The organism is Methylopila capsulata (genome assembly GCF_016907975.1).
GTDB classification, from domain to species: Bacteria; Pseudomonadota; Alphaproteobacteria; order Rhizobiales; family Methylopilaceae; genus Methylopila; species Methylopila capsulata.
Genome location: NZ_JAFBCY010000002.1, coordinates 365,640 through 382,456 on the forward strand (window position 1 = coordinate 365,640; position 16,817 = coordinate 382,456).

A 16,817-nucleotide genomic window follows, 5' to 3' on the forward strand; every position below is an offset into this window, starting at 1 on the left:
CCCCCGCGCCGACGTCAGAACGTCGCCGTCATCGACGCGTAGAAGGTCCGACCGGGACCCGGCTGCAGCACGAGCCCAAGCGGGTCGACGTAGTATTTGTCGGTGAGGTTCTCGATACGGAAATCCGCGGTCAGGTATGTGTTGATCTTGTACTGCGCGAAAACGTCCACGAGCGTGTAGGGCTTCCAGTCAACCAAGGCGATGAACGTGCTTGCGCCCTGCGCCGTGGCGTCGCCATGGCCGATGGCGCGGGGGCCGACATGGGACAGACGGCCGCCGATGGTGAGCGTCTCCCAGAATTTCTGGGACGCCGTCAGCGACAGCGAGTACTCCGGCGGCACCTGGTTGGTGGAATAATCGGCATAGAGCGACTTGTTCTCGCAGGCTCCAGCTGTCCGGCAGAACTCGACATTCAGATAGTAGTTCGCCGTCAACTCCGCCGTGAAATCGTGCACCTCATACTTTCCGGAAAATTCCAGACCCGAGAATCTCGCGCGGTCAATATTGTGGATCTGCATGCCCCACCACCCCTCGGGGGCCTGGCGCCACTCACGCGAGATGTAATCCTTCACGTCCCAGTTGAAGTAGCTGAGCTTGACCATGCCACGGTCGCCGTCTGCGAAAACGCCGTCGCGGACGAGGTTGGCGCCGACCTCCCAGTTTCGGGAGCGCTCGGGCTTCACCGCGGAATTGACCTGCATGGTGAAGGCCGAAACCGACTCCATGATGCTCGGCGCGCGCAGAGCGCTCGAGTAGTTCACGAACAGCTGCGCGCCCTTGATCGGCTCCACCGTCACGCCGACCGAGGGGCTGAAGCCGCCGTCGCTCAATTTCGCGTCGTAGTCGTAGCTGCGCTCGAGATAAGGGTCGTTTCGATCCTCCGACCAGAAGCGCGAGTAGCGCAGGCCGCCGTTCACCGTCAGCCAGTCGAGCGGCTTCCAGGCGGACTTCACGAAGCCCGCGCCTTCGTGCCGGCGCCCGTCGCGGTAGTCGAGCCAGGTCTCCGCGTCACGCGTGCCGGGGCTCGGCCGCGTGTCTTCGCCGCGGTAGGACAGCCCGTAGGTGACGTCCACGGATCCGAAGGACGACAACGGCACGACCGAGGTGTTGGTCACTTCCGACCCCCACATGTCGGTGTTCGATCCGGCGCGGAAATCGCCCTTCTTCGGCGGCAGAAACCCCGTGCGCAGCGGATTCCGCAGGTCGAGGCGGCTCCACCACAGGTTCGCCTTCAGGTTGATCAGGTCGTTGTCGTCCGGGTTCCAGCGGTAGCGCAGCGTCCCGGTGTCGAGGTCCGAGCCGGAGGTCTGCGCCTGCTGGACCGCCTGGCCGCGATCGCTGGTCAGGCGCGAGGCGATGCGGTCGCCCGCTTCCCCGCGGAAGCCGGTGTAGCCGAGTTGGACGCTCTGCCCGTCGCCGAAGCGAAGCGTGCCCTTCGCGATCCAGGACATCGTTTCGAGCTGGGTGTTCAGCACCTCCTCACCCTTGCGGGTGTTCGCGATGCCGCCGTTCTCCACATAGGCGGGCCAGTCCTGGCAGTAATTGACGGAGTTGCAGATCCTGCGCGGCCCGACGTTGACGGGCTTTGCGCCGGGCCCGTTCTCGCCCGCGAAGTAGTTGCCCTGCTTGCGATAGGCGAAGCCGGCGACGAGGTCGTAATTCTCCTGCCTGACCGCCGCGACCGCGCTGCCGGAGCCGTTCGTGGGCTCCAGGAAGCCCGGCCGGTCCATGCCGTCCGGGGACGGAGTCGCGACGGGCGCCGCGACGGGTGAAGTCGGCCAGGCGTAGCCGGCGACGGAGCCGGCCTTCGGCTTGGTGGTGTTGGTCCCGAAGCCGCCCTTCACCCGGACGCCGTAGTCGCGGCCCTCCTGGACGATGTCGCCGGCGTCCAGCGTCCGCATGGAGACCGTGCCGGCGGTTCCGAACGACGCGACGTCCGCCCCCTTCAGGATGTCGACGCTCGCGAGCAGATCCGGATCCACGAAGGTGCGGTTCGAGACGCCCTGATATCCCTGATAGACGGTCACCGCGTTCTCTGCGCCGTCCACGGTCACCGCCACGCGGCCCATGCCCTGCATGCCGCGGATGTTCACGTCGATTGAGCCGGCGCCGTTGCGGGCTTCGCCCGACATCACGCCCGGCGTGCCGCGGAAGATGTCCGCGGGGCTCGATCCCCGGAAACGCTCGATCGTCTCGCGCGAGATGTGCGCGGTCGGCGCCGGCGTCACGTAAGGCGCGTCCGCCGGCGCGACCCCTCCGGCGCCCGTCACCTGGATCGGGCTGAGCACCAGCGAGCCGTCCGCGTTTGGGGCGTCGTCCGCCGCGGCTGCGGCCGCGGTAATGACGGCGGTCCGGGCCGAGGTGAGCTGGTAGGTCAGTCCCGTGCCGGCGAGCAGTCGACGCAGCCCTGCGTCCGGGGTCGCTGGACCAGACAGACCTGCGGTGGTCTTGCCCGCGGCGAGATCGGGACGGTAGGCGAGCTGGAGGCCGGCCTGGCGCCCGAAAGCGGCGAGCGCGTCGCCGAGACGTCCCGCCGGAACCGAGAACGGCCGTTCGGACGCCGTCTGCGCTTTGGCGCCCGCAGGGGCGATCAGCGCCGCGCCCGCCAGCAAGCTCGCCGCGAGGCGCAGCCTTGCGCCTCGTTCGTTCCGATGTCCCGATGTCACGCCCGTCGTCCCCGATGACTGATCGATCGACGGAGCGGCGCGCTTGCGTCCGATCCGTCCCCGCTTTCGAGAACGAACGGCGCCTTGGAATTTCCTGCGTGAAGGAGCCCCTGGGCTCAGAAGCGGGAAAGAACGACGAGCCAGGGCGTGATGGCGCGCGCCGATCCGCCAAGCGGAGCGACCGCCGCCGCGAGCGCGTCGAGCGGCGCGGCCGGGTCGAACACGCCGCTGATCCGTTCTCCGCCCAGGCTCGCGTCCGCGATGATCACGCGCGCCGCGCTCCAGCGCGCCACGCGCGCGGCGACCGAGGCCAGGGTGTCGCTGTCGGCGAAGATCAGCCCCTGGCGCCAGGCGGCGATCCGGTCGACCGGCGTGCGCCCCCGCTCCAGGCGGCCATCGTCGCCAAGAGCGCACCAGTCTCCGGGCCCCAGCCGAATCTCGGTGGACACCTCGACAAGCCCGCGCTCCACGGCGACCGTGACGACGCTCGCCTCCTCCCGAATCTCGAAAGCCGCGCTCGCGGTTGAGGCCTTCACCCCGGACGCGCTGGCGACGAAGGCGCGGGCTCCGGCGACGGGCGCGAAATACGCCATGCCGCGGAGAAGTTCCACCGACCGGCTGTTCTCCGAGAAGCCGTAGCGCAGGGCGGTCTCGGGGCCGAGCTCCGCCGGGCACCCGTCCGGCAGCGTGACCTGCCGGCGCTCGGCGACGCCGGTCGCGACGTCCGCTCGCGCCAGCGTGATCGCGCCGGGGAGAACGACCGCTCCCGCCGCGCCCGCCGCGAGGGCCGCGCCCCCGCCGGCCAGGACGCGGCGGCGAGAGACGGCGCGGGCCTGCGGGGCTCGCCGCGCGGCGAGCGCCTGTCCCCCGAGCTCATGCAGGCGAACCGCCTCGCCCCAGACCCGACGATGCGCCTCGCCGCGGGCAAGCCAGCGCTCCGCCGTCTCCCGCGCGACGTGGTTGTCGGGATCGACCTGAAGCCGGAGCAGCAGATCAAGCGCCTCGCTCCAGAGGCCGTCGTCGTCCCGCAATCGCTCCGCCATCCTCGATCCGGCTCGCAAAAGGTCCCGAGCGCCCACGGCTCCGCCCGGTCGCTTACACTAACGACAACGAGCGGAGATAGCGGATTTCTCGTTCGAGCGCGCCCGCGGGGCCGCGATCAGGCGCCGGCGGAGGTCCGCCGTCGAAGGTGGGCGTAGGCCTCCTTCACCAGCGCTCCGGCCCGGGAGGTGGAGAGTTCGAGCTCGCGGCCGACCTCCGCCAAGGTCAGCCCTTCCAGCCGGTTGAGTTCGAAAGCCCGACGTGTGCGCTCGGGCAGTTCGTCGAGGGCCGACACCGCCAGCGCGAGGCGCTGCCGGTCGGCCAGGCGACGTTCGGACGAAGGCTCCGGATCGACCGCGATCGCGAGCGTTTCCGGTGGAACCGAGGCGAACGGAGCGATGCGCTCCCGGCGCGCCGCGTCGAGCGCAAGGTTACGGGCGACCACGGCGAGATAGCCCTCAGGCCGATCGTCCTGGCGCGTGTCCTGCGCGTCGTTGGTCGAGGCGGTCATCAGGCGCACGAACGCGTCCTGGACAATGTCGCCCGCCGCGTCAGGCGACATCCCACGCCGCACGAGGCCATAGCCTATCGCCTTGGCGCTTTGGCGAAACAGGGCGTCGAGGTTCCAGCGGCGCATCACAGGTCCGGCGTTCGTCGGCGACGATGCCGTTCCGTAGCACGGACAAACAGAAAATGATAAATATTTTCAATACTTTAGACTTTTTCCAATCCAATTGAAGCGGCTGACGGGCGAACCTTCTGAGGGGCCTCAGAGCTTCTCCAAGCCCGCTCGCGTGAGCATGGCCTCGCTTCCGACCCGCAGCGGCCTCGACGCGCGCCATCGTGCCGCCGCGCAGCGACCGCCCTGTGCAGATCGAGGAAGCCGTCGCAGGATGCCCGCCCGAACGCCCCTACCGCCCGGGTTCTCGCTGCGCCGCCTGCCGCTTGTCCGCCTCGTGTCGCTTGCGCACCAGGCGGCCCTCCCAGAAGGCGGCCGCCACCATGACGATCGTCGTCAGCCACCCCATGGTCAGGAGATCGACAAAGGGCGCGACGGGAAGGAGCGCCAAAAGCGCCACGACGCCGGCGACGTGCGGAGGCGGCAGGACTCCATAGACCACCTTCTTGTAGATCGCGCTGCCGAGCAGATAGATCGCCGGCCCGCCGGACAGCGTCAGCGCGTAGGCGACTTTAAGCCCGTCGTGGGGATGCGCGAGCACGAGGTCGTTGCCGACCGCGGTCGCGATGATCCCGCCGACCAGGACGGCGTGGACGTAGTGGAAATACGCGCCGATCCGGCCGGGATCATCGGAATGGGTAATGGCGTCGGTCGCGTCCTTGCTCGACGTGCCGAAGTAAAGCCACCACATGGCGAGCGTGCCGAGGAAGGTCGCGAGCAGCGCGGAGAGGATGGGCAAGTCCCAGATCTCGGCGCGCGCCATCGTGGCGCCGGTCGCCAGCAGGGTCTCGCCGAGCGCGACGATCACGAAGAGCTGGCAGCGCTCCGCGAGATGACCTCCGTCGATCGTCCAGTCGCGGGTTTTCGAGCGGCCGAAACCCGGCAGCGCGAAGCCGAACATGGGCGAGACATACTCGCAGAGAACCGCAACCGCCCACAGGACCATCCGCGCTTCATGCTCGACGAAGACGCCGGCGATCCAGAAGACGGCGGCGATCGAGACCCAGCCGAGCATGCGGCGGTAGTTGGCCGCGAGCGGATGATCCGGACCGAGCTCCCAGACGATATAGGCGGTGCGCCCGACCTGGATCGCGACATAGGCGAGGGCGAAGATCCAGCCGCGCTCGCCGAAGGCGCCCGGAATGGCCGAGGCCATGAGGAGGCCCGCCAGCATGACCGCGAAGATCAGTCCGCGGATGCGCGGCGTCTCCGGGTCGAACCAGTTGGTGACCCAGCAGGTGTATTGCCAGCCGAGCCAGACCGCGAACCAGAGGATCAGCGTCTCGATGACGCCCGTGAGGTTCAGATTGGTCAGCAGCTCATGGCTGAGCTGCGTCACCGCGAAGACATAGATGAGATCGAAGAACAGCTCCTCGAAGGTCACCCGCGCATGATGGCCGTCGCGGCGGCGCAGCAGCGGGTGATGGTCGGAGGCGTCGGCGTTGGAGCTGTCGGTCATCGGCGTTCCAGCGTGTCAGGAGCGGGCGAACTGCCAGGCGGCGACCGCTGCGGCCGCAGCCGGCACGGCGAAGACCACCAGCAGGATCGGCAGCTCCTGCGCCACGGTGTAGCCGGCCTTGTTGACGCCGACCCAGAGGTTGGCGATTGAGACCGCGAGCCAGACAGGAACGAATATCTTCGCCGCCATCGCAAGCGCCGGGGTTGTGCCGCCCCAGAGCTGACCGAACAGGATGAAGAGCCCGAGCAGGACGATTCCCGCGACGATGACCATCAGCATATGCATGGCGCGCCCTTTCTCAGCTCGCTGTCGCGCCATCGGCGCCTTTAGGTTCTCACGGTAATATTTGATCATCCCGCTCAGCGCGGCGATCTCGAACAGTCGCTCGAACGCGGCGTGCCGAAATCCTGATGGAGCGCGGCGCACCAGGCGTCATTGAAACACGAGTCGAGAACGAAGCGGCCGGGCTCAGAACCCGGCCGCTTCGTGGATTACTTGGTCGTGTAGCCGCCATTGACGAGGATGGTCTGGCCGGTCATCCACCACCCGTCTGAGACGAGGAAGCGGATGAAGGGAACGATGTCCTCGATGTCGGTCAGCCCGGTCTTGGAGAAGTTCGACAGCGCCGCAGCCGTCTTGTGGTAGGCCACCGCATCGGCTCCCTCGGCGGGATAGAAGAATGGCGTGTCCATCGGGCCCGGGCCGATCGCCGTCACCGAGATGCCCCGCTCGCCGAGCTCCTTCGAGGCTGCCCGCGTGAAATGCTCCACCGGCGCCTTGGTGCCGGCATAGGCCGCGTAGAACGGCGTATAGGCGCCCAGCAGCGACGTGACGACGCTGCAGATCTTGCCATTGTCGTTGAGATGCTTTCCGGCCTCCTTGAGGAAGAAGAAGGCGCTCTTTGAGTTCACCGCGGTCATCTCGTCATATTCAGCTTCCGAGATGTCGGCCATCGGCTTCTTCAGCACCTTGCCGACGGTGTTGACGGCGATATCGATGCCGCCCATCGCCGCCTTGGCGTCAGCGAACAGTGTCTCGTTCGCGCCCGCCGTGGTGAGGTCGGCCTGGAAAACGAAAGCCTGCGCTCCAGCCGCCTTGATGGCGGCGACCGTCTCATCGGCGGCCGGCTTGGTGGCGCTGGTGTTGTAATGGACGGCGACCGCCTTCGCGCCTTGCGCCGCGAGGTCGCGAGCGATCAGCCCGCCAAGGTTCTTCGCGCCTCCCGCGATGAGAGCCGTTTTTCCCTTGATGCTGTGATCGGTCATTGGTGTCGCCTCCTTGGGTTGTCTCGCGGCCGCCAGGCGACCAACTCCTGCAACGCAACATATCGTCTATGGATATGTCATAAAGCCTATCGTCCTGACATCACCTGTCAGGAATGACGGACAATCAACAGAACCAGCGCCCTTGGACCGCATCGATCTCTTCCGCATTTTCACCCGCGTCGTCGAATGCGCGAGCTTCACCCGCGCCGCCGACACGCTCGGGCTGCCGCGCTCGTCCGTGTCGGCCGCCGTGATCAATCTCGAAGCGCGGGTTGGAGCGCGCCTGCTGCACCGCACCACACGAAAGGTCTCGCCGACCCAGGACGGCGCCGCCTTCTACGAGCGATGCCTGCGGCTGATCGCCGATGTGGAAGAAACCGAGGGGCTGTTCAGACAGACATCGGTCGAGCCGACCGGCAGCCTCAGGATCGACGTGCCGGGCCGGATCGGGAGATTGATCATCGCCCCGGCGCTGCCCGAATTTTTGGCCGATCACCCTCGCCTCGACATCGAGCTGCGCGTCACAGATCGGGCGGTCAATCTGGTCGAGGAGAGCATCGACTGCGTGCTGAGGGTCGGGCCGCTCGGCGACTCCGGTTTGATCGCCCGCAAGATCGGCGACCTCGCGCTGATCAATGTCGCCAGCCCCAGCTATCTCGCACGGCATGGCGCGCCGGGCGCCCCGGAGGATCTCGGCGCGCATCTCGCCGTCAACTATGCCTCGCCGTCGACCGGCCGGGTCGAGGATTGGGAGTGGATCGAGGACGGCGAAGTACGGATGCTGCCGATGCGCGCCCGCGTCACCGTGAACAGCGCCGAAGCCTACATCGCCTGTTGCCTTGCCGGCCTCGGCCTCATCCAGATCCCGGCCTACGATGTGAGGCGCCACATCGATGCGGGCGAACTTATCGAGGTGATGCGCCATCATCAGGCCGCGCCAATGCCGATGACGCTGCTCTATCCGCACCGTCAGCATCTCTCCCGCAGGCTTCAGGTCTTTGCCGATTGGCTTGAGCAACTCCTGAAGCGTGAGATGTTATAGGAACCTGGCAGGAGGCGGAGCCCCCTGCTTCGGCGCACATCATGACGTGCTCCTCCGTGTCATCCCGCGGCGGCGCCGAAGCGGTCGCTCTGCCGACATCTTCCCTGCACTGGCGCGGCAGATCCGACAACCACGGCGCCATTGACCGAAGCGGAGATCGATCGAGAGAATACGCCGCCACGTTATACCGACACGAACGTCATGATGGGTCTGGCGCGCCCCCTCAGGGGAGCGCATAGGCGACGAGCTTGTCGCCGCCCGGCGTCATCATGAAATGGTGGCCGCCGGACATTACGGCGACGTACTGTTTGCCGTTCTGCTCGTAGACCATCGGCGTCGCTTGGCCGCCGGCGGGCAGGACGTCGCTCCAGAGGATCTCCCCGGTCTTGATGTCGATCGCCTTGATCAGATTGTCGGTCGCGGCGGCGATGAAGATCAAGCCGCCGGCGGTGACCGCCGCGCCGCCGTTGTTGGGAGTTCCGATCTCCGTGGGCAGGAAGGTCGGCAGACCGAACGGTCCGTTGCGGCGGGCCGAGCCGTAAGGACGATCCCACAGCGTTTTGCCTGTCGCGAGATCGATCGCCCGGATGCCGCCATAGGGCGGCCTGGTGCAGAGCACCCCGGCCGGCGTCTGCCAACCGGCGTTGACCAGAATGCCGAACGGCGTTCCCTCCTGGGCGCCCGCGCCCTCGGCGCTCGAACCGCCGGTCGTCGCTCGCTTGTCGCCGATCGCAAACAGCTTCTCCCGGTCGGCTTCGGCGCGGGGGAGGAGCATGTTGTAGTTGGCCATATCGTTGTAGTTCGCGACGATGACGCCGCGCCGCGGATCGACGGCGACGCCGCCCCAATCGCTGCCGCCATTGTAGCCGGGGTACTCGATCGAGTGGCGGTTGACCTCCGGCGGAGTGAACGGGCCGTCGTAGCGCGCCCGCCGGAAGTTGATCCGGCAGACCATCTGGTCGATCGGGGACAGCCCCCACATGTCCCGTTCCGTCAGATCGGCCTTGCGCAGCGTGTGATAGGTCGAAAAGGGCTGGGTGGCCGCGCGCTGCTCCGGCTCGGCGCCGCCCTGCGGAACCGGACGCTCCTCGATCGGAACCAGCGGCTCGCCCGTCGCCCGGTCCAACACGAAGATGTCGCCGCGCTTCGTCGGGATGAGCAAAGCAGGGACTGTTTTTCCGTCTTTCGGGAACTCGACGAGGCTCGCCTGGGCGCCGAGATCATAATCCCAGACGTCCTTGCGAACCGTCTGAAACGCCCAGCGCGGCTTGCCGGTCTTTACGTCGAGCGCCACAAGCGCGGAAGAATACTTGTTCTCCTCGTCCGAACGCAGTGAAGAGAAGTAGTCGCCCGCGGAATTTCCCATGGGGATGTAGGCGAGACCGAGTTTTTCGTCGCCCGTGAGCGGCCCCCAGCTGTTGGGGGTGCCGAACGAATAGTACTGGCCGGAGGCGGGCAGCTTGGTGAGCTGCGGCTGGTTGATGTCCCAGGCGAACGCGATCTCGCCCGTCACCGCGTCGTAGCCGCGGATCACGCCCGACGGCGCCCATCGACGCTGGCCATCCAGCACCTGATGATTGGCGACGATGACGCCCTGAACGACGACCGGCGCCGATGTGATCGCCGTCGTGCCCGGGATCAGTTTCGCGACCGGCGAGTCCGCGGTGTCCTTCTGGGCCAGACCGATGGTCAGATCCACGCTGCCGTTCGCCCCGAAATCCGGGCAGGGCCGCCCGGACGTCGCATCGACGGCGATGAGGCGCATGTCCAGCGTCCCCTCGATGATGCGTTCGGCGCAGGCGGCTCCCTGCGTCGCGTTCGGATCCTTGAAGTAGGTCACGCCGCGGCAGGCGGCGGTGTAGGGAATCCAGGCCTTGGGGACCTTGGGATCGTAGCGCCAGATTTCCTTGCCGGTGGCGGGGTCCAAGGCGAACATGATGTTCATCGGCGTGCAGCCGTAAAGACGGCCGCCGACCTTGATCGGGGTCAGCTCCGATCCGTAGCGATCGGGCAGGTCACCCGTCGCATAGGTCCAGACGCGCTTCAGCGAAGCGACATTGGTCGGGGTGATCTGGTCGAGATTCGAGAAGCGTTGGGCGCTGGCGCCAGCTCCGTAAGCGCTCCACTCGCCCGGCGCCGGCGCGTTGTCGGGGTCGTCGAAGGCGATGTTTGGGCGCTGTTCCGGCGCGGCGAGGGTGGGACCCTGCCCGCTCGCGAACGCGACTGCGACGATCATCGCGGCGACCGCAGCCCCCGTCGTCAAACCGTAGGCGCGCCGCAGAGCCCGGCCGTTGGCGGGAGACAGAACGGGCAGCAACAGCACCGCGAGGATCAGCAGGACCAGCGGGCCGGCCAGCCTCGGAATCAGCGGCCAGAGCGACGGACCGACCTCGAACAGCGACCAAACGACCGACAGCACAAATGCCGCAAGATAGACGTAAAAAGCCCATGCGTTTTTCTTGAAATACAGAATTCCTGAGGAAAAAACCAAAATTCCCGCAGCTAAATAGTAAAATGTGCCGCCAAGATATATCAGCAACGCGCCTCCGACGGACAGCGCCGCGCCGATGAGAACGAGAACAGATCCAAATAAAAATATAATAACGTTATAGATGTCGGTATAGGATTTCTTGTGATCATTACTCATAACGCATGGCTCCTAAAATTACCCAAAGCGTCTGATCTATTTGAGGGAGAATATCATCTCCGGGCCCGCTCTCATGACCCGACCTTGGTTCAATGCTTGACGGAGGCTGATTTATGGAGCGCGACGAGCGTCTGAGGGAGAGTGCCCGAACTGGGCCCCGTGACGTATGTTTTGCGAGTCTCACAGTGAGACAGTAGCATGCAGTATTGGCTGCTTGAACCCTCCGATGGGCGGACGCAGCCGTCGCGCGCGTCACGCGCATGCCTCGCAGGTCCGAGAGCGCGTATGCGAACTCGTCCGTGAGCCACGCCGACCGTTCGGCCGTCATGCTGCGCGCCCGAGTTGCGGTCGACGCGGCGCTCGAGATCGATCCGGCCTCGATCGAGGCGCGGACGGTCAGAAGGCAGCCTGGGGGTCGATCGCCCCGATAGCGAGCGCCAGCGTCGCAGCACTCGACAGGCTTGCGCTCAGCGCTTCGACGCGAGCGATTTTGGCCTGCAGAAGCCCCGTTTCGGCCAAAGTCGCCGCCGTGACAGAGCCGACCCCGTTCCGATAGGCGACCAAGGCGGCGTCGAACGTTGTCTGGGCCGCGGACACCAAGGCGGAGGCCGCTTCGTAGGCAAACACCGCGCTGCGGAGGCTGTTATCGGCGGCGGCGATCTGCCTTGCCGCCTCCTCCTTCGTTCGGGTGAGGACCAAGGCGGCGGTTTCGGCCCGCGTCTGAGCTTGCTTCAGTGCGGCGGCTCTTACGCCGGCGTCGTAAAGGGGCATCCGCACGCCCGCGAGGACGGTCGCTGAAGCGTTGCGAGAGCTCAGATTGACGGTGGGCAGTTCCTCCCCGATCGAGGGTATCGCCGTCGCGCCGAGACGGCCGGCGGCGTAGGAGCCCGTTCCCGCGATGAACGCCTTGGGCAGGAAATCGGCGGCGGCGGCGCGCATGCCGGCGTCGCTCGCCTTCGCCGCGGCGTAGGCGGCGAGCACATCGGGCCGCCGGCCAAGCGCATCCATGATCGCCGTCTCGATCGGGCGAAGACCGCTTTTGAAAACGCGGCGGCCCGAAATGTCGGACACCACAACCTCGGTGAGCGGCGAGAGCCCCACAGCCGACAACAGCGCGAGATAACCGTCCTTCGTCGCCCCGTCCGCCTGCACCTTCGTGAGCTTGGCCTGCGCCGTGGCCTGCCGCGCCTGAGCGGCGTCCACGATCGTGCCGACGCCGCGGCTCAGCCGACTTTCGGCGGCGATCTCGACGGCTCGCGCATTATTCAGAGATTCCGTTGCGTAGCGCGCTCGAGCCCTGGCGGCGTTGTAGGCGTAGAAGGCCAACGCCACCTCATGAATGACGCGTTGATGCTCCGCGGTGAAGGCGATGTTGGAGACGACCGCCCCTTGCTCCGCAGCTTCGATCACCGCCGCGCGCTGGCCGAAGTCAAACAGCAACCATTCGAGCGAGACGGAGCCCACCCCGCCGCGAGCGGAGTTTTTCGTCTCGACCGAGGTATCGAGCGGACCGGGAGAGTCGGATTTGCTGCGACGGTAACCGCCGGCGACGCTCGCGGTCAGCCGCGGCAAATAGGCGGACCGCGCGATCCCGACAGCGAGCGCTGCGTCCTTCGCCCGGTTCCAGGCCATTCGCGTCGTCGGATTCGCGCTTTGAGCGACGTCGACGAGATCGGCGAGACCGTAGATTCGCCCCCGCTCGAGTCCCGGTCCGCGATCGAGCGTCTTGAGGTCGGCGTTTACGGGCAGCGCATACGAGGATCCCGCAGGTGCGGAGTTCGCTTTGGCGCCAGGGGCGATCTCGCCATTCGGTCGGGTCTGGGGCGCCCACGGACGATCGGGTCGCGGCGGCGCAAGGTCGACCGCAGAACTCGCGCAGCCGGAAAGCGCGCCGACGATGGCGAGAGCGGCGAGGCGATTAAGCGCCCGCATAGCCTGCCCCCGCGGCGTCATCGATCCAGGACAGGCGGAACCTTTGCTCCAATCGCTTCAAGCCGCTGTCGACCTCCGCTGTCACATCTCGATTGGCGACGCTCTCCGGAAGAGGCTGTGCTTCGCCATTTCGCGCGCCCGGATCTATGTGAGCCGCGGCTTCGGCTGCGATCGCCTCGAGACGCATTGACCACTCATGAGACGGATCGCGCTGTGTCGCGAGCGCCAACGGTCCCTGCAGATGTTCGAGGTCGTCGAGCGCCTGTGCGTTTCGATCGATCCAGAACGTGTTCGGTCGTACGGAATCCGGCTCGTAGCGCAGGAGGGTGAGCGCGTCCGTCGCCTTGCCAAACGCGGACTGACCGGCTGAGAGCGCCGCGCGCCGGTCCCCTGGAGAGGTCGCCGTCGCCAGTTTTGCGAGGCAGCGCGCGGCGAGGGCGAGGGCGTCGTCGAGTTGCTTTCCGACGCTGACCGGCCACAAGCGCGTGGCGAACAGGAAGAACACGAGATTTCCGATCAGGATGCCGATCACGCGGTCGCGCGCGTCGATCATGTCATAGCCCGGCCCCGAACCCTGAAGTTCGCAGATGAACAGGGCGAAAGCCATCTGGAAGCCGATGTAGGAGACGCGCTCGCTGCCGACCGCCAACCACGCGCTCACGAAAGCGGACGCGAAGACGAGACCAAGCAGACCTCCGATCGAACTCAGATGCGGCGTGATCAAGACGATCGTAAGCATTCCGGCGCTCGCTCCGATCACGGCGCCGATGATCCGCAGGGTCAGTTTTTCAACAGACTGACCGATCGTCCCGAGCGAGACGATGTAGCAGGTGATCATCGCGGTGTGGATGCCGCTCCAGTCCAGCGCGGAATAGATGAGGTAGCACGTCATCGCCGCGAGCGTCGTCGTGACGGCGTAAGCCGCATAAGCGGGGTTGTCGAAGATATCGGAGGCGAAAAAGCCCTTCTTCTCGGCGGGCTGGTCCGGCGCCGCGTCATCGTGGCCGAACCTGAGGACCAACTCCCGCAAGGCGGCGAGCGGCTTCGAACAGAGCGAGCCTTCGACCGCGGGCTTCGCGGAAATGTCCGCGAGGCTGTCGCCCCGCTCATAAACGGCCGCAAGGTCATCAAGCGTCGCGGCGAGAGCTTCCCTTGAACGGCCTTCGCTCTCAGCCATCGACGGCCGGTCCGCCGTATCGGCGAGGGCGACCAGTTCGACGCTTGCCGACGCCGCTCGCGTCAGCGCGTCCAATTCCCCTGGCTCCGAAGTTCGTTCCAAACGGGCGAGTTTCACGTTCTTCCTGAGGCCTGCGTCGCCCTGGATCAGCTTACGGCGCAGGTTCCGGCGAGCGTCGGGGTCGCCGCGCAAAACGCCGGAGGAGGTTCGGAGACGGTCGCCGATCTCCTGTTCGACGAGACGGCGCGGCGATGCGCCGAAGAGCAGATTGACGACGATGGTCGCCGCCGCTGGCAAGGCCACAAAAAGCCAAGCATAGAGGAACGCCCTCGTCGCGAGTTCGCCACTTTGCGCCGCGCCGAGCAACGTGAGCGCATAGGCGACGATCAGCGACACGATCGGAGCGATTTTGGCCAGTTTGCTTGCCGCTCCGAGGAAAAGAACGGCGAGAGAGATCGCCGACATGGCCGCCACGCGGAGCGCTGGATCGTCGATGACCGCATTCGTGATCGGAAACATCAGGCCGAGGACCGCCGACACCACTACGACGCCCCCCAATGCGAGCACGACGCTTGTCGTCCGATCGGGTTTATTGAGAAAGAAGACGATATAGGCCGCCAGCGACGGCTCGGGGACCTCATAGATCATCGCCAGCAGCACGGTGCACGAACACCCGGCCGCCAGCTTCATCGCCTGAGCGAAGCGACCGGGATCCGGCCGGAGCGCGTCGCCCAGAAGATCTCGGATGTAGCCCCGGCTAGCGGCAGCTGGCGCCATAGCCAACCTCGATGCTTGCGCTTGCGCCAACGCGCATCAGCTCTTCGGGAGGATGTTCGAGAAGCACCCGCACAGGAAAACGCTGGGCGACGCGAACCCAATTCATGGAGCGTTCGACGAGCGGCAAGGTTCGGGGCAGATCGGCCCTGTCGCCGGGTTTCACGCCGAAGCCGAGGCTTTCGACCTCGCCGCGGATCGGCCGCGCGCGGTCGATCATGGAATAGGCGGTGACGCATGTGCCCGGCGGCAGGCGGCTCAGTTCGGTCTCGCGAAAATTCCCGACCGCAAACCACCGCTCCGTGCTGATGAGAGTGAAGAGGGATTGGCCTGGAGCGACATATTCGCCGCTCAGGACGCTGAGACCCACGATCCGTCCCTCATGTGGGGCGACGACGACCGTATCCGACAGGGCGCGCTTCGCCTGCGCCAACGCCGCTTCTCGGGCGCGGATCGTCGCTTCGGCCCCGTCAAGCGAGCCGATGGCCTCCAGGGCGGCGGCTTCCTGCTTGCGGGCCTGCGCCAGGCCTAGGGCGGCGTCCCTTTCCGCGACCTTGGCCTGATCGAACTCCTGCGTCGGAACATAGGACTTGGCGGCCAGCGGACGCAGGCGTTCCACCGTACGCCGCGCGAGCGCCAAATTGGTTTCCGCCCGCGCCGTCTGGGACTTCGCGATCTCCGCGTTCGACGTCTCGGTCGCGATGGAACGGCGGTGCGAGTCCCGCGCGGCGATTGCAGCGCCGAGATCCGCTTCCGATTGGGCCACAGTGAGCTCGTAGCCGGCCGGATCGATGCGGAAGAGAACGTCGCCCTTGGCGACCTTCCCGTTCTCTTCGACCAAAAGCTCCGCGATGCGCCCCCCGACGGAGGGCGCCACATGCACGACTTCGGCGTCGATAACGGCGGCGTCAGTCGAGGGGTGGCTGCGATCGTAGCGAAAAAGCGCGTACGCGGTGGTCAGGCCGGCTGCGATGATCAGCACGGAGGCCAGGCGGCCGCCAATCGAGCGCTTGCGGCGGCCCTCCGACCTCATGGTCATGATAAAAACCAGAAATACACGGCCGCGCCGCAGAGCAGGGCGATCGAGATGTAGACGGAAAGCCGGAAGAGCAGAATCGCGTCGAGGCCGACGACGACGAAAACGACCCGGAGAACGATCGCGGCCACGACGCCTGCGATCCCGCTGAGCAGCCAGAGCGGAAAGTAAGCCCCGAAAATCGGAACGCTCGTCGCTCCATCGTGCGCGCAACCTGCGAGCATCGCAGCGGGCGCCGCGGCTCCCAGAGCCCGCGCCGCGCGCAAATGCGCACGAGCACGACAAGCTAACCCATGACTAACCAAACAGGAATCACCAGATATTGCTTTTTCACGGGGTTCGGCGCGTGACGGAGGAGAGAAAAATATCCTTAATCGGATGGTACCTCAATCCTGCCATTGGTCTTGGCCGGCCAGTTCAGTCCCGGCCTTGAGTGGATTGGATTGAGCGCGGATCGTTCCGGCTCTGAAGTTCAGCGCCCGCAGATGACCTCGTCGAGCGTAAGGCCCTTGAGGGTCTTCACCACCGACCGGAGTTGCAGGCTAACGACGTCGTCGAAGTGGCGTTCGAGCAGCGCAAAACCGCCGGCGCGTCCTCCACGGACATGCCGCGCCGATGCAACACCCATCCAGAATGCCAGCCTCAGCTCCCTCACACGCTGGTCGAATGGGGCTGCGCGATCGTGTGGGCTGTAATCGTGTAGCCGAACGGATCGCAGAACGCGAAGTAGCGGCCGAACGGCCCCTCTTTCGGTGAGAACTCGATATGGGCGCCTTGCTCGACAAGATGGTCGTGGAGCGCGTCGGCATCGTCACAGCCGAACCAGATGGCGACACCCCAGCCGAGTCTGTCTGTTGCTCCGAGATCAACTACGGGCGTGCGAACAGCGAACGGGATCGGCTTTGTGTCGAACACGATGGCTCCCGGCGGGCTATGAGGAGCGGCCTTCAGTCCGACGACGTCCGAGTAGAACGACCTTGCAGCTTCGAGATCCTCGGTTTGGATGCCGATAAAATCGGGTCCGGTCAGATGGGGCATGTCAGCGCTTTCCTTCGCTACGCAAGTCTCTAGTGTCAGGACGCTGACATATATAAGGGCA

The 16,817-nt window shown here is 66.0% G+C and carries 14 protein-coding genes; 1 reads left to right on the top strand and 13 read right to left on the bottom strand.

Annotation, left to right across the window (positions count from 1 at the left end):
- Nucleotides 1-14 precede the first annotated feature (14 nt).
- The 6 genes from JOD31_RS07430 to JOD31_RS07455 form a co-directional block, all read right to left on the bottom strand.
- The gene (locus JOD31_RS07430) at nucleotides 15-2,666 is read right to left on the bottom strand and encodes a TonB-dependent receptor (protein WP_271206106.1); all 2,652 of its coding nucleotides are present in this window, start codon (nucleotides 2,664-2,666) and stop codon (nucleotides 15-17) included.
- A 116-nt stretch (nucleotides 2,667-2,782) separates the two neighbouring features.
- Nucleotides 2,783-3,709, bottom strand: coding sequence for a FecR family protein (locus tag JOD31_RS07435; protein WP_204949664.1), 927 nt, complete (start codon nucleotides 3,707-3,709; stop codon nucleotides 2,783-2,785).
- A gap of 116 nt (nucleotides 3,710-3,825) precedes the next feature.
- The gene (locus JOD31_RS07440) at nucleotides 3,826-4,344 is read right to left on the bottom strand and encodes a sigma-70 family RNA polymerase sigma factor (RefSeq protein WP_204949665.1); all 519 of its coding nucleotides are present in this window, start codon (nucleotides 4,342-4,344) and stop codon (nucleotides 3,826-3,828) included.
- A gap of 274 nt (nucleotides 4,345-4,618) precedes the next feature.
- Entirely contained in the window at nucleotides 4,619-5,845 is a 1,227-nt protein-coding gene (locus JOD31_RS07445; protein WP_204949666.1) for a low temperature requirement protein A, read from the bottom strand.
- A gap of 15 nt (nucleotides 5,846-5,860) precedes the next feature.
- Nucleotides 5,861-6,130 (bottom strand): hypothetical protein, encoded by a 270-nt coding sequence (locus JOD31_RS07450; protein ID WP_204949667.1) that lies wholly within the window; start codon nucleotides 6,128-6,130, stop codon nucleotides 5,861-5,863.
- A 206-nt stretch (nucleotides 6,131-6,336) separates the two neighbouring features.
- Nucleotides 6,337-7,110, bottom strand: a complete 774-nt coding sequence (locus JOD31_RS07455; RefSeq protein WP_204949668.1) for an SDR family oxidoreductase — start codon at nucleotides 7,108-7,110, stop codon at nucleotides 6,337-6,339.
- A 142-nt stretch (nucleotides 7,111-7,252) separates the two neighbouring features.
- Here JOD31_RS07455 and JOD31_RS07460 point away from each other — a divergent pair, with 142 nt between their 5' ends.
- Nucleotides 7,253-8,152, top strand: coding sequence for a LysR family transcriptional regulator (locus tag JOD31_RS07460; protein WP_204949669.1), 900 nt, complete (start codon nucleotides 7,253-7,255; stop codon nucleotides 8,150-8,152).
- Between the two features lie 223 nt (nucleotides 8,153-8,375).
- Here JOD31_RS07460 and JOD31_RS07465 read toward each other — a convergent pair whose 3' ends face one another.
- From JOD31_RS07465 to JOD31_RS07495, 7 genes are all read right to left on the bottom strand, one after another.
- Complete coding sequence (locus JOD31_RS07465; RefSeq protein ID WP_204949670.1) at nucleotides 8,376-10,799, bottom strand: membrane-bound PQQ-dependent dehydrogenase, glucose/quinate/shikimate family; 2,424 nt, start codon at nucleotides 10,797-10,799, stop codon at nucleotides 8,376-8,378.
- A gap of 396 nt (nucleotides 10,800-11,195) precedes the next feature.
- Nucleotides 11,196-12,731: a TolC family protein gene (locus JOD31_RS07470; RefSeq protein ID WP_204949671.1), complete on the bottom strand. Its 1,536-nt coding sequence runs from the start codon at nucleotides 12,729-12,731 to the stop codon at nucleotides 11,196-11,198.
- The gene (locus JOD31_RS07475; protein WP_204949672.1) at nucleotides 12,718-14,685 is read right to left on the bottom strand and encodes an FUSC family protein; all 1,968 of its coding nucleotides are present in this window, start codon (nucleotides 14,683-14,685) and stop codon (nucleotides 12,718-12,720) included. Before JOD31_RS07475 ends, JOD31_RS07470 begins: the two co-directional genes overlap by 14 nt.
- Complete coding sequence (gene mdtN, locus JOD31_RS07480; RefSeq protein WP_246482386.1) at nucleotides 14,666-15,721, bottom strand: multidrug transporter subunit MdtN; 1,056 nt, start codon at nucleotides 15,719-15,721, stop codon at nucleotides 14,666-14,668. The genes JOD31_RS07475 and mdtN overlap by 20 nt, the downstream gene beginning before the upstream one ends.
- Nucleotides 15,718-15,849: a hypothetical protein gene (locus JOD31_RS19625; RefSeq protein WP_271206107.1), complete on the bottom strand. Its 132-nt coding sequence runs from the start codon at nucleotides 15,847-15,849 to the stop codon at nucleotides 15,718-15,720. Before JOD31_RS19625 ends, mdtN begins: the two co-directional genes overlap by 4 nt.
- A 341-nt stretch (nucleotides 15,850-16,190) precedes the next feature.
- A complete protein-coding gene (locus JOD31_RS07490; RefSeq protein ID WP_204949674.1) occupies nucleotides 16,191-16,346 on the bottom strand; it encodes a hypothetical protein in 156 nt (51 codons plus the stop codon).
- Nucleotides 16,347-16,369: 23 nt separating this feature from the next.
- Nucleotides 16,370-16,756, bottom strand: coding sequence for a VOC family protein (locus tag JOD31_RS07495; RefSeq protein ID WP_204949675.1), 387 nt, complete (start codon nucleotides 16,754-16,756; stop codon nucleotides 16,370-16,372).
- Nucleotides 16,757-16,817: the final 61 nt, after the last annotated feature.

Bases quoted from the DNA above. Each gene is read 5' to 3' on its own strand.
- JOD31_RS07435 (WP_204949664.1), bottom strand. From the start codon at position 3,709: ATGGCGGAGCGATTGCGGGACGACGACGGCCTCTGGAGCGAGGCGCTT.
- JOD31_RS07490 (WP_204949674.1), bottom strand. From the start codon at position 16,346: ATGGGTGTTGCATCGGCGCGGCATGTCCGTGGAGGACGCGCCGGCGGT.
- JOD31_RS07475 (WP_204949672.1), bottom strand. From the start codon at position 14,685: ATGGCGCCAGCTGCCGCTAGCCGGGGCTACATCCGAGATCTTCTGGGC.
- JOD31_RS07455 (WP_204949668.1), bottom strand. From the start codon at position 7,110: ATGACCGATCACAGCATCAAGGGAAAAACGGCTCTCATCGCGGGAGGC.
- JOD31_RS07445 (WP_204949666.1), bottom strand. From the start codon at position 5,845: ATGACCGACAGCTCCAACGCCGACGCCTCCGACCATCACCCGCTGCTG.
- JOD31_RS07470 (WP_204949671.1), bottom strand. From the start codon at position 12,731: ATGCGGGCGCTTAATCGCCTCGCCGCTCTCGCCATCGTCGGCGCGCTT.
- JOD31_RS07495 (WP_204949675.1), bottom strand. From the start codon at position 16,756: ATGCCCCATCTGACCGGACCCGATTTTATCGGCATCCAAACCGAGGAT.
- JOD31_RS07440 (WP_204949665.1), bottom strand. From the start codon at position 4,344: ATGCGCCGCTGGAACCTCGACGCCCTGTTTCGCCAAAGCGCCAAGGCG.
- JOD31_RS07465 (WP_204949670.1), bottom strand. From the start codon at position 10,799: ATGAGTAATGATCACAAGAAATCCTATACCGACATCTATAACGTTATT.
- JOD31_RS07450 (WP_204949667.1), bottom strand. From the start codon at position 6,130: ATGCATATGCTGATGGTCATCGTCGCGGGAATCGTCCTGCTCGGGCTC.
- mdtN (WP_246482386.1), bottom strand. From the start codon at position 15,721: ATGACCATGAGGTCGGAGGGCCGCCGCAAGCGCTCGATTGGCGGCCGC.